The 13,599-nt window shown below is 62.7% G+C and carries 4 protein-coding genes; 3 read left to right on the forward strand and 1 reads right to left on the reverse strand.

Translation table 11 applies throughout. The features are described 5' to 3' along the window. Positions 1-102: 102 nt before the first annotated feature. Positions 103-1,218: an acyltransferase family protein gene (locus IW252_RS10850; RefSeq protein ID WP_196836565.1), complete on the forward strand. Its 1,116-nt coding sequence runs from the start codon at positions 103-105 to the stop codon at positions 1,216-1,218. On the opposite strand, the gene IW252_RS10855 is transcribed toward IW252_RS10850, so the two are convergent. After that, positions 1,166-2,353 (reverse strand): acetyl-CoA C-acetyltransferase, encoded by a 1,188-nt coding sequence (locus IW252_RS10855; RefSeq protein WP_196836566.1) that lies wholly within the window; start codon positions 2,351-2,353, stop codon positions 1,166-1,168. The two genes, IW252_RS10850 and IW252_RS10855, sit on opposite strands and share 53 nt — an antisense overlap. Positions 2,354-2,566: 213 nt before the next feature. Here IW252_RS10855 and IW252_RS10860 point away from each other — a divergent pair, with 213 nt between their 5' ends. After that, positions 2,567-4,450 (forward strand): FAD-binding monooxygenase, encoded by a 1,884-nt coding sequence (locus IW252_RS10860; protein WP_196836567.1) that lies wholly within the window; start codon positions 2,567-2,569, stop codon positions 4,448-4,450. A 535-nt stretch (positions 4,451-4,985) separates the two neighbouring features. After that, positions 4,986-13,490, forward strand: coding sequence for a prealbumin-like fold domain-containing protein (locus IW252_RS10865; RefSeq protein ID WP_196836568.1), 8,505 nt, complete (start codon positions 4,986-4,988; stop codon positions 13,488-13,490). Positions 13,491-13,599 lie beyond the last annotated feature (109 nt).

Below are 13,599 nucleotides of genomic sequence, written 5' to 3' on the forward strand. Positions count from 1 at the left end.
CCTCCGCGTCCCGCGGGAGGACGGGGCCGGTCCCGTTTAACGCCCAGCCAACGCCCAGCGGATCTTACGGGGCATACAGGTCCGGTTCGTAACCTCATCGTTATGAACACGCGATTGGCCCTGCTCGACGGCCTCCGGCTTCTGGCCGCACTTTTCGTCGTCCTGTATCACTACACGGCCTGGAATCATTCGAACTGGGGGCCTGAGGGGGCACGCCAAGCGTGGGCGCCCATCAGCCACCTCACCGCCTTCGGCAACATCGGTGTTCCCTTGTTCTTCGCGATCAGCGGCTTCGTCATCCTGCTGTCGTGTTACGGCAAGACGCCGGCTCGGTTTATCGGCTCGCGCGTAGGCCGGCTCTTTCCCGCCTACTGGGTGGCCGTCATCCTGACCGGCGTGCTCCTCTTCTTCCTGTGGCCAGCACAGGCTGAGGACCTCACGGTGGGTGATTGGGCGGTCAATCTGACCATGATTCAGTCGGCCTTCGATGTGAAGAGCATCGACGGCGTGTACTGGACTCTGTGGGTCGAGATGCGCTTCTACCTGCTCATCTTGTTTCTGATGCTCTTCCGTGGAATGACGCCGAACCGCCTACTCGGCTTTGCGGCCCTCTGGCCGACGGCTGCCATCTTGGCCGACGCAGCCGGAGTCGAATGGCTCGACGTCGTCCTGATGAAGCAGCACGCCCCGCTCTTTGCTGGCGGCATGGTCCTGTTTCTGATCTTCCGCTTCGGCCATACCCCACTACGCTGGATCATTTTGGGCCTCAACGTGGCCCTCTCGGCCTACTTCACGGGCGTGCGCTTGAGCGGGGAGGTCGATTGGCTGGTGGGCTACGAAATCCCCGCTCAGGCCTACTGGCCCATCGTCGTGGCGATCTTCGCCGTGCTTGCGGCGGTGACCTTGACGCCCGCCGCACGGTGGAACGTGAGGGGGTTGGCACTGGCTGGCGCGCTGACCTATCCGGTGTACCTGCTGCACCAGATGTGGGGCTGGTGGGGCATCAACCAGCTCAACGAGTGGCTACCTCGGCCACTCACGCTGGTGGTGGTTTTGACCGTTGTCTTGGTGGCGGCCTACGCAGTGCATCGCGGGATCGAGCAACCTTTTGGCCGCCCACTCGGCGCGGCGGTCACGCGCGGCGTCGAGTGGGCCGGCCGTCAAGCTAGCGGTGCAGCAGCAGCGCTTCGCCCTGCCCTCCGCCGCCGCACAAGCTGACAGCCGCCGTCCCGCCCCCTCGGCGATCAAGCTCGAGGGCCGCGTGCAGGGCAAGCCGAGCCCCCGAGGCCCCAATCGGGTGACCGAGGGCGATCGCGCCGCCGTGAATGTTGGTCCGCTCCAGCGGAAAGTCCAAGTCCCTGAGCGACTGGCACGCCACGGCCCCGAACGCCTCGTTGATCTCGACGAAATCGAGGTCGCCCACGCGCAGGCCGGCACGGTGCAGGGCCGCGTCGATCGCGCGCGCCGGTTGGGAATGCAGGGAATTGTCAGGGCCTGCAACCTGGCCGGCCACACCGATTTCCGCCAGAACGGGTAGGCCGTGCTTCTCGGCGTACGCACGGGAGGTGACGACGACGACGGCGGCGCCGTCGGAGAGCGGCGACGAATTTCCGGCCGTGATGGTCCCGGTGGGATCAAAGGCCGGACGCAGAGCGGCGAGGGTCTCGACCGTCGTTTCGGCCCGGACCCCTTCGTCCGCGGAAATGACCACGGGTTCGCCCCTGCGTTGAGGGACGTTCACCGGAATAATTTCCGCGTCAAAGACGCCTGATGCCGCCGCGGCAGCGGCCCGCTGGTGTGAGTGGGCGGCGACGTCGTCTTGCTCGGCGCGGTTCAAGCCCAATTCTGCATTCTTGCGCTCGGTACTGAGCCCCATGGAGACCGCATCAAAAGCATCGGTCAGTCCGTCGTGAGCAAGGGAGTCTATCGCCGAAATGTCGCCGTAGGTCCATCCGGAGCGGCTGCCCGGAAGCAGGTGCGGGGCTTGGGTCATGGATTCTTGCCCACCGGCAATGACCACGTCGGCTTCTCCGAGCCGGATCATGCGCGCGGCGTCGGTCACGGCCGCGAGTCCGGAGAGGCAGACCTTATTGATGGTCACCGTGGGGATGCTCCAGTCGAGGCCGGCGGCGATGGCGGCCTGTCGTGCAGGGTTCTGCCCGGCACCGGCCTGAACGACCTGGCCCATGATGACCGCATTGATGTCCGCTGCCTGCACCCGCGAGCGGGAGAGTGCCCCGGCGATCGCGGCGGCGCCGAGCTGAGCGGCACTGAGGGAGGCTAGGCCTCCTTTGAATCGAGCGAATGGGGTGCGCGCGCCGGCGACGAGGACGGCATCGTGCTGCGAATTCATGGGGGCTCCAGTTCGTCGTGCTGCGGCCACGGGGCCATGCAAGTTAACAGTCACTAACTTAGGCCATCACCTCAGTGGTGTCGACGCCTAAGTGTGACTCCTTGCACAGAGGTGGGGACGCGCCTAAGATAGGTGTAGCGATAATAGAACAGGCCGTTCGTTTATAGAACACTCGTCTGAGGGTGCGGCCGTCACGATGAAGTGAGGACACACGTGCATTTCCACCACCACGGCTACGTTTCGGAGGACCCGCGGATCCATGCTGCTGCTGGCTCGGGTATCGACCGGCCAACAGAGCTTCCGGAAACCATGGATGTGCTCATCGTCGGCACCGGGCCGGCCGGCATGATTACGGCGGCGCAGTTGGCCCAATTCCCTGACGTGACGACTCGCATCGTGGAGCGCCGCGGCGGGCGGCTCGAGCTCGGACAAGCGGATGGCATTCAGGCGCGCAGCGTGGAGACGTTCCAGGCCTTCGGGTTTGCCGAGCGCATCATTCAAGAGGCCTACCGGATCACGGAGACCTCGTTCTGGCGGCCGGACCCGGACAACTCCTCCCACATCGTGCGCACTGCGCGGACACCTGACGATCCGCACGGTATTAGCGAGTTTCCGCATCTCATCGTTAACCAAGCCCGCGTGTTGGACTACTTTGCCGAGTCCATGGCGCTGGCGCCGACCCGCATGGCCCCGGACTACGGTTGGGAGTTCGTCGCCCTCGAGGAAACGGGCCAGGGGGAGTATCCCGTGCAGGTCACGCTGCGCCGCACCGTCGGCGAGGACGCGGGGAGCGAGCGCGTCGTGAAGACCAAGTACGTGGTGGGCTCCGACGGCGCACGCAGTCAGGTCCGCCAAGCGATCGGATGCAAGCTCACGGGCGACAAGGCCAATCACGCGTGGGGCGTCATGGATGTGCTGGCGGAGACCGATTTTCCGGACATCCGCATGAAGTGCGCCATTCAATCTGGGTCGGGCGGCAGTATTTTGTTGATCCCGCGCGAGGGCGGCCACCTCTTCCGCATGTACGTAGACCTTGGCGTGGTTCCTGAGGACGACAACGGCGCAGTGCGCCAAACGACCATCGATCAGATCATCGCCAAGGCCAATGACATCATTGCGCCGTACTCCCTCGACGTGAAGGAAGTGGCGTGGCACAGCGTGTATGAGGTCGGGCACCGGCTGACGGAGCGCTTCGACGACGTCGTCGAATCCGAGCGTGGCCAGCGCACGCCGCGGGTGTTCATCACGGGAGACGCGTGCCACACGCACAGCGCCAAGGCAGGTCAGGGCATGAATGTCTCCATGCAGGACGGCTTTAACCTAGCGTGGAAGTTGGGCCATGTGATCTCTGGCCGGGCGAATCCGCAGCTTCTGGACACGTACTCGCAAGAGCGTCAGGTCATCGCGCAGAATCTCATTGACTTCGACAAGCAGTGGTCCACGTTGATGGCGAAGAAGCCGGAAGAGTTCGAGAGCCCGAGCGAGCTCGAGGACTTCTACGTGCGCACCGCCGAATTCCCTGCTGGGTTCATGACGGAGTACCCGGAGTCGCTCATCATCGGCGGCACGGACCACCAGGACTTGGCGACGGGCTTCCCGGTGGGCAAGCGCTTCAAGTCCTCGCCAGCTGTTCGCGTGTGCGATGCCAACCCGCTGGAGCTTGGTCACCTTGCCGAGGCTGACGGCAAATGGCGCATCTATGTGTTCGCCGACGAACAGGAAGCAGCGGCGAACTCGGCCACACGGCGCTTCGCCGATTGGCTGACGACGGCGCCGCAGTCGCCTCTGGCGGCGACTCCGGCTGGCGCCAGCGATGATGCGTTCGTCGATGTTAAGGTCATCTACCAGCAGCCGTACGATTCGATCGACCTGAACGACGTCCCCGAGGCCTTCCGGCCCAAGGTTGGCCGGTACCGATTGACGTTCCTCCAGAAGGTCTTCGGCACGGGGATGGACACGGACATCTTCGCGGCCCGCGGCATCTCCCGTTCGGGCGCCGTCGTCGTCGTCCGTCCGGACCAGTACGTCGCTCAGGTCCTCCCGCTGGACGCGACGGACCAGCTCGGCGAGTTCTTCGCGCCACTGCTGACGCACTAGCAGCACGGCACTCCAGCCGTCAGGGCCGGGTTCACGAGGTTCAGCCTCGCGAACCCGGCCCTTTCGTGCTTGAAAACCTCCGCAGAATCAGCGGCTCGGGATCTCTTCCACTACTGACGGGCAGGTGCTTATACTCAGAGTGTCGCCTCCCTCGGGAGGTGGCACGCCATGCATCGGGGGGGAACCTTTTCTAAGGACCCGAAGGCCATGGAAGATTTTTCGATCGGGGAGTACGCCCGAATCGCGGAGATCGCATTTGTTCGACGGCGGTGCGCCATGTTGGCGCGCCGCCGTCTTTTTGTTGTGCCGTCATCACGACGCGCGCCCCTCACCTAGCTGCTGCTGGACCAGGCCCATCGAGGCCACCGGTCGAGGCAGCAGCACACCACACGTCGCGCTGCCGCAAGGCGCCACCCGTCGTGTCTGCACCTCCTCTCGGTGACTCGGTTCGTCCTTCGTCTCTCCCGCCAGTGCGCGCTCAGAGCACCTACGTCACTGGCGAGCCATCATTCACTCGCTTTCTTATGAGGACGACATGTCACGACATCTCTCCCGCGTCCGCCCCGCGTGGCACCGCGGCATCAAATCACTACTGGCTATGGGGGTCGCCGCGGGACTGATGTTCTCCGGAAGCGTGGCCATGGCAACGTCAGCAGGCCTTGAATCGCCGGCCCCTGCCGAGGAAACTGCTGCCACTGAGCCGGCCGAGAGCTCGGCCGCCGAAGTCTCTGCGCGGCAAGCCCCGGCCGAGGAATCGGCCCCGGACGCAGCGCCCGAGCCCGCGCCAGCGGTCGAGGAACCACCGGCTGAGGAGCCGGCGCCGTCGGAACCTGTCGCCGAGCCGGCCCCCGAGCCTGCGCCCATCGAAGGGCCAGCCATCACGGACGCCCCAGAGCCTCCGGCCGCCAAGACGAAGCAGCAGAGCGAGGCGAAGAAGGCCCCCGAGACCACCGAAGCGGCCGAAGAGTCCGAGGCCGCGCCCGAGGCCTCTGCCGTTGAGATGTTTGCCTCGCCCAGCCAGTTCCTCCTGGACTGGCCCGCTGACATCGATCAGGCAACGGATCCCATCGGTAACGCCGACACCACCGTCTACAGCCAAGGTTCCAAGGAGAATGATCCGTCGTCGTGGCAGTACAACGGCTCGGCGGGTGCGCCGGATTCGGGCGACGTCGGGGATACCTGGGTTGCTGCCGAATATGACAGCTCGGGGGATGCTTGGCTCTGGTTGGCGTTTGAACGGACCACGGCCAACGGTCAGATTGGCTACTTCCTCGAACTGAACCAAGCGCCCGCCACGACGAACAGCAACGGGGCAACCGTGCCCCAGCGAACGGTGGGCGATCTGCGGATCACCTTCCCGGCGAACGGAAGCAACTTCTCGACGCCGCAAATTCAGGAATGGAACGGGTCGACGTGGGTCTCGAAGTCACTGCCCGCTGGCTCGTGGGATCAGGCCATCAGTCAGGGATCGACTCTGGTCGAGTTCAAGTTCAACCTGTCCGCCATCTTCGGCGGTGCGGACGGGATCCTCGATTGTGGGCAGTTCGACTTCGCGAGCCTCATGCTGCGCTCCGCGGCCTCGGCCAGCCCATCGTCCCAGCTCAAGGACTTTGTCGGCGGGTCGATCAACATCGATCTGTGCGCCGGCCTGACGATTCTCAAGACGGACGCTTCAGGAAACCCGTTGGGCGGAGCGAGCTTTGAGGTCTCGCCGAACCCGCTGCCCGGGGAGTCCGGCACGCTGTCCGTCACGGACAATGACAGCAACGATGCGAACCCGGCGGCTGGCACCATCGAATTGGCCGAAGTGAACCCGGGCACCTACACGGTGACGGAGACCGCTGCGCCGGCGGGCTACCTGCTGCCGGCAGACCGGGATCAAGGTCCTCAGACGGTGTCACCGGGTGGTTCTGTGACCTTTACCTTTGCGGATCCGCGGGCGTGGCAACCGCTGACGGTGACCAAGACGATCCAGGCGTCCTACACGGCGACGCACGCGTGGGACATCGAGAAGACGGTGGACCGGACTCGGGTTGAGCAATCTGCGACGACGGCGGACTTCAACTATGTGGTGACGGTGACCGAGGGGGAGCGGACGACGTCGGACTACGTGGTGAGTGGCCAGATCACCGTCAACAACCCCAACCCTGCCCCGATGGTAGCCACCGTCGAGGACGTGCTCAGCGATGGGACCGTCTGCGTGGTCGACGCGGCGGACGCCTCACCGGCGGACGGGCTCCAGGTGCAGTTTGCGGCCGGGACCAATGTCCTGAGCTACGAATGTGAGGTCGCGACGGAGCCGGCTGACGCGTCCGGATCCAACGAGGTGACGCTGACGTGGAACCGCGGGGATTACCCGCAGACGCAGTCGGACGTCGACGACCCTGAATCTGCGCCTGTGGCTACCGCATCCGATGAGGAGAGCTACGAGTGGCAGGTCAATAACGTCGATCGGACGATCACGGTCGAGGACAGCCAGTACCAGTTCGATCCGGCGTGGGAAATCACCTGGTCTTCGGCGGGCACGGAGCACGTCAAGAGCTACACGCTCACGCGGAGCGTCACCGCCGGTGAGTGCCAGACGTTTGACAATACGGCGACGATCGTCGAGACCGGTCAATCCTCGTCGACGCAAGCCACGCTCTGTGTCGGCGCAGATCTTGTGGTGGAGAAGAACGTGATCCACAGCTTTGACCGCACGTATCTTTGGGAGATTGAGAAGTCCGCCCTCGGCGAGCAACCGTTTGCTGCGGACCCGGCGACCGGCGATGTGACGGTGGAATATGAGGTCACGGTCGGCCCCGACTCCTCCGGCCCGGGTTTCCAAGATTCGGGCTGGGCCATGAGCGGCGGGATCGAAGTCTTCAATCCCAACACGTGGCAGGACATTGAGGTCACGGTCACGGATGTTGTCGATATCGGCGGCGGAGCCGAGTGCACGGTCCTTGACTCGACGCGGGTTGTCGCCGCGGGAGAGAAGGAGACCTTCGACTACACCTGCACCTTCACGAGTGAACCGGAGTACGAGGGCGAAAACGTGGCCACGGCCACGTGGGACGCCGAAGCGGCGTTGACCCCGAACGGCTCTGACACGGGGAGCGCCCCTGTGGAGATCGACGAATGGTCGGTGACACCGATCAATCAGACGATCACCGTGGTGGACGATCATTTCACGTTCGATCCAGCGTGGACCATCACGTGGTCTGACGGGATGCAGCCGCAAACCCGGACGTACGAGCTGACGTGGAACGTGGGCGAGGCCGGGCAGTGCCAAGAATTCGTCAATACTGCCACGGTCCTCGGCGACAACGGGCTGCCCTTGACCGGTTCAGAGGCCTCCGCGCAAGCGTGTCGTGAGGCGGCTTTGGTGGTGGATAAGTCGATTGATGGGTCGTTTGATCGGTTGTATCTGTGGGATATCACTAAGGGTGTTGATCCGGAGCGGGTGATGGTTGGTCAGGATGATGCTGTGCCGGAGGTTGAGTATTCGGTGGTGGCTGTTCCTGGTGGTGTTGTTGATAGTGGGTTTGTGTTGGGTGGTTCGATCACGGTGTCGAATCCGAATACCTACGAGTCCGGTTGGATCGTGGCGGAGGTGGAGGATCAGATTTCGGTTGATTCTTTGGTCTGCACGGTGGCTGATGATGATTTGAATCCGGATGGGACGGTGACGATCGCGCCGAGTAGTTCGGTGGTGCTGGATTATTCGTGCACGACTGATGGGGTCACGGCTGAGACCACGGGTGAGAACGTGGCGGTGGTTTCGTGGGCTGATGGTGCGCGTGAGTCGATGAGTGATCCGGTTCCGGTTGAGTTTGTGCTCGATGGTGAGACGGATCGGGTCGTTGAGGTCTATGACGATCAGACGGATCCGGAGGCGGAGCCGGTGTTGTTGGGTTCTGCTGAGTGGAACGCTGACGGGGTGGGTATTCCGTTTGAGTACCCGTTGGCTGTTGATGCGCCGGTGGGTGAGTGTGCGACGTTCACGAACACGGCGTGGGTTGTGGTCACTGGTCAGGATCCGGAAGCCTCGGCTGAGGTGACGGTGTGCCGTGAGGCGGCTTTGGTCATCGAGAAGACGGTCGAGGCGTCGTTTGATCGGACGTATCTGTGGGATGTGCTCAAGGATCGTGCCGACGGTGGCGAGGACTTCGTCGAGGCTGATGAGACTGGTGAGGCGACGGTCCCTTACGCGATCACGGTGTTGTCTGAGGGCTATGTTGATTCCGGGTTTGAGTTGGGTGGGGTTATTACCATCACGAATCCGAATGTGTATGCCGAGGGTGTCATTGATGCCGTGGTTTCTGATGCGCTCTCGGTTGAGGGTGCGGTGTGTACGGTCTCTGGTTTGGGTGAGGGTGGGTCGTTGACCCTGGAGCCTGAGCAGTCGGTGGAGTTGGAGTATTCCTGCACGACCGAGGGGATGACGGCTGATTCCACGGGTGAGAATACGGCGATGGCTTCGTGGCATAACGGTGAGCGTTCGGCCAGTAGTGATCCGGTTCCGTTCGCTTTCGCGGTGGATACGGAGACGGATCGGACGGTTGAGGTCTTCGATGATCAGGCGGTCCCAGGCGCTGCTGGTGAGCTGTTGGGCACGGTGTCTTGGGATGACGTGACCGAGCCGGTGGATGAGTGGTCTGAGCAGTTCGCTCAGGAGTTGGTGTTCCAGGTCGAGGCCGGCACGTGTGAGACGTTTACGAACACGGCGTGGGTCGAGGTCACGGGTGAGAATCCGCAGGATGACGCGGTGGCGACGGTGTGTAATGAGGCTGATTTGATGGTCTCGAAGTCGTCGGTGGCTTCCTTTGACCGGTTGTATCTCTGGGATGTCAGCAAGGACGTGAATCGGACTACGGTGACCGTGGGTGCTGATGATGTGGCTCCTGAGTTTGATTACACGATTCTGGCGACTCCGGATGGTTTCGAGGATTCGGGTTGGGTGATGTCGGGTGAGATCACGATCATGAATCCGAACTCCGCGCAGCAGGGTCCGATCACGGCGACGGCTGTTGATCTTCCTGAGGTCGAGGGTGTTGAGTCCTGCACGGTCACCGGTGGTGACGAGGTCGTGATCGAGGCCGGGCAGACGCGCACGTTGGAGTATGAGTGCGTGGTGTCGGGTCAGCCGGCGTACGAGGGCTCGAACACGGTGGAGGTTACGTGGGATGGCGGTTTCGTAACCGCTAGTGCCGACGTCGTGTTTGAGCTGGCTGGTGAGACGGACAAGACGGTTGAGGTCTTCGATGATCAGACCGATCCGGAGGCCGAGCCGGCGTTGTTGGGCACCGCGACCTGGAATGAGGCCGGGGAATCCACGGAGTTCGGGTACACGATGGCGTTGGACGCTCCGGCGGGTCAGTGCACTGAGTACACGAATACCGCGTGGGTGGATGTTGCGGGGGAGAACCCGCAGGATTCGCAGACCGTGATGCCGTGTCGTGAGGCGGCTTTGGTGGTGGATAAGTCGATTGATGGGTCGTTTGATCGGTTGTATCTGTGGGATATCACTAAGGGTGTTGATCCGGAGCGGGTGATGGTTGGTCAGGATGATGCTGTGCCGGAGGTTGAGTATTCGGTGGTGGCTGTTCCTGGTGGTGTTGTTGATAGTGGGTTTGTGTTGGGTGGTTCGATCACGGTGTCGAATCCGAATACCTACGAGTCCGGTTGGATCGTGGCGGAGGTGGAGGATCAGATTTCGGTTGATTCTTTGGTCTGCACGGTGGCTGATGATGATTTGAATCCGGATGGGACGGTGACGATCGCGCCGAGTAGTTCGGTGGTGCTGGATTATTCGTGCACGACTGATGGGGTCACGGCTGAGACCACGGGTGAGAACGTGGCGGTGGTTTCGTGGGCTGATGGTGCGCGTGAGTCGATGAGTGATCCGGTTCCGGTTGAGTTTGTGCTCGATGGTGAGACGGATCGGGTCGTTGAGGTCTATGACGATCAGACGGATCCGGAGGCGGAGCCGGTGTTGTTGGGTTCTGCTGAGTGGAACGCTGACGGGGTGGGTATTCCGTTTGAGTACCCGTTGGCTGTTGATGCGCCGGTGGGTGAGTGTGCGACGTTCACGAACACGGCGTGGGTTGTGGTCACTGGTCAGGATCCGGAAGCCTCGGCTGAGGTGACGGTGTGCCGTGAGGCGGCTTTGGTCATCGAGAAGACGGTCGAGGCGTCGTTTGATCGGACGTATCTGTGGGATGTGCTCAAGGATCGTGCCGACGGTGGCGAGGACTTCGTCGAGGCTGATGAGACTGGTGAGGCGACGGTCCCTTACGCGATCACGGTGTTGTCTGAGGGCTATGTTGATTCCGGGTTTGAGTTGGGTGGGGTTATTACCATCACGAATCCGAATGTGTATGCCGAGGGTGTCATTGATGCCGTGGTTTCTGATGCGCTCTCGGTTGAGGGTGCGGTGTGTACGGTCTCTGGTTTGGGTGAGGGTGGGTCGTTGACCCTGGAGCCTGAGCAGTCGGTGGAGTTGGAGTATTCCTGCACGACCGAGGGGATGACGGCTGATTCCACGGGTGAGAATACGGCGATGGCTTCGTGGCATAACGGTGAGCGTTCGGCCAGTAGTGATCCGGTTCCGTTCGCTTTCGCGGTGGATACGGAGACGGATCGGACGGTTGAGGTCTTCGATGATCAGGCGGTCCCAGGCGCTGCTGGTGAGCTGTTGGGCACGGTGTCTTGGGATGACGTGACCGAGCCGGTGGATGAGTGGTCTGAGCAGTTCGCTCAGGAGTTGGTGTTCCAGGTCGAGGCCGGCACGTGTGAGACGTTTACGAACACGGCGTGGGTCGAGGTCACGGGTGAGAATCCGCAGGATGACGCGGTGGCGACGGTGTGTAATGAGGCTGATTTGATGGTCTCGAAGTCGTCGGTGGCTTCCTTTGACCGGTTGTATCTCTGGGATGTCAGCAAGGACGTGAATCGGACTACGGTGACCGTGGGTGCTGATGATGTGGCTCCTGAGTTTGATTACACGATTCTGGCGACTCCGGATGGTTTCGAGGATTCGGGTTGGGTGATGTCGGGTGAGATCACGATCATGAATCCGAACTCCGCGCAGCAGGGTCCGATCACGGCGACGGCTGTTGATCTTCCTGAGGTCGAGGGTGTTGAGTCCTGCACGGTCACCGGTGGTGACGAGGTCGTGATCGAGGCCGGGCAGACGCGCACGTTGGAGTATGAGTGCGTGGTGTCGGGTCAGCCGGCGTACGAGGGCTCGAACACGGTGGAGGTTACGTGGGATGGCGGTTTCGTAACCGCTAGTGCCGACGTCGTGTTTGAGCTGGCTGGTGAGACGGACAAGACGGTTGAGGTCTTCGATGATCAGACCGATCCGGAGGCCGAGCCGGCGTTGTTGGGCACCGCGACCTGGAATGAGGCCGGGGAATCCACGGAGTTCGGGTACACGATGGCGTTGGACGCTCCGGCGGGTCAGTGCACTGAGTACACGAATACCGCGTGGGTGGATGTTGCGGGGGAGAACCCGCAGGATTCGCAGACCGTGATGCCGTGTCGTGAGGCGGCTTTGGTGGTGGATAAGTCGATTGATGGGTCGTTTGATCGGTTGTATCTGTGGGATATCACTAAGGAGCGCCTCGGGACGGAGGAGCTCGTGGAGGCGGACCGCCAGGGTGAGGCCGACGTCCCCTACCTGATCTCCGTCACGAGCGCCGGCGTGGCCGACAGCGGTTTTGCGCTGGGTGGCTCGCTGACGGTCGTGAACCCGAACACCTACGAGTCCGGTTGGATCGTGGCCGCTATTGAACATGAGATCTCTATCGAGTCTCTCCTGTGCACGGTGGCTGATGATGATTTGAATCCGGATGGGACGGTGACGATCGCGCCGAGTAGTTCGGTGGTGCTGGATTATTCGTGCACGACTGATGGGGTCACGGCTGAGACCACGGGTGAGAACGTGGCTGTGGTCTCGTGGGCGGACGGAGACCGGTCCGTACGCACGGCGCCAGCAGCCGTCGAGTTTGTGCTCGATGGTGAGACGGATCGGGTCGTTGAGGTCTATGACGATCAGACGGATCCGGAGGCGGAGCCGGTGTTGTTGGGCACGGTCTCGTGGGACGAAGTGGACCCCTCCGACGATGAGTGGTCGAAAGACTTCGAACAAGAGTTGACCTTCACCGTCGACCCCGGCACATGCCAGGGCTTCGTGAACACCGCGTGGGTCGAGGTCACCGGGGAGAACCCCGAGGACAACGCCTCGGTGACCGTCTGCCACGAGGCGGAGCTCTTGGTTTCGAAGTCCGCTCAGGCGACCTTTGACAGGACGTATTTGTGGGAGATCGACAAGGACGTGGAGCGCGAGCACATCACCGTCGCGCACGACGGCGACGCGCCACAGTTCAACTACGCCGTGACGGCGACCCCCGACGGGCACGAGGACTCCAACTGGATGCTCTCCGGTCAGATCACCGTGACGAACCCGAACTCCGCCGAGCAAGGGCCGATCGTCGCAAGCATCGCGGATCAACCGGGCGTCGAAGGCGTGCAATCCTGCACGATTGCCGAGGGCGAGACCATCGACATCCAGCCGGGGGAGACCCTGACGCTGAATTATGAGTGTCGCATCGACGGCGAGCCGGCGCTGCGTGGCGAGAACGTCGTCGTCCTCACCTGGGACGGCGGTGCCGTCACGGCGACGGCCGACGTCGTCTTCGAGGTGGCGGCCGAAACCAACAAGTCGGTTGACGTCGTCGATGACCAGGCGAACCCGGACGCCGCGCCCACCGCGTTGGGAACGGCTGAGTGGAACGACGCTGGCGAGCCGACAACGTTCGAGTACGTCCTGACACGTGATGTGGCGGTCGGTGACTGTGAAACCTTCACCAACACCGCCACGCTCGTTGAAACCGAGGCGGAAGCTACAGCGGACGCCGAGGCCTGCCGCGAGGCAACGCCTCCGGTCAAGCTGCCGCCAACCGGACTCAACGCGGGGTGGATGTCCGCCCTGGGATTCGGGATGCTGCTCTTCGGCGCTGCGGCGCTGATCATGCGCCATCGCCGGAGCTAGCGGGTGACCGGGGCGTTGTGAGGACACGACGCCGTAGCGAACGGGCCGCGTTCCCTGACGGGAGCGCGGCCCGTTGTGTGGCGTGTGGGCTACCTTCCGCCGGAGGAAT

It is taken from the genome of Zhihengliuella flava (assembly GCF_015751895.1).
Taxonomy (GTDB): domain Bacteria; phylum Actinomycetota; class Actinomycetes; order Actinomycetales; family Micrococcaceae; genus Zhihengliuella; species Zhihengliuella flava.

Coding starts and splice junctions, on each gene's coding strand:
- IW252_RS10855 (WP_196836566.1), bottom strand. CDS start 2,353: ATGAATTCGCAGCACGATGCCGTCCTCGTCGCCGGCGCGCGCACCCCA.
- IW252_RS10865 (WP_196836568.1), top strand. CDS start 4,986: ATGTCACGACATCTCTCCCGCGTCCGCCCCGCGTGGCACCGCGGCATC.
- IW252_RS10850 (WP_196836565.1), top strand. CDS start 103: ATGAACACGCGATTGGCCCTGCTCGACGGCCTCCGGCTTCTGGCCGCA.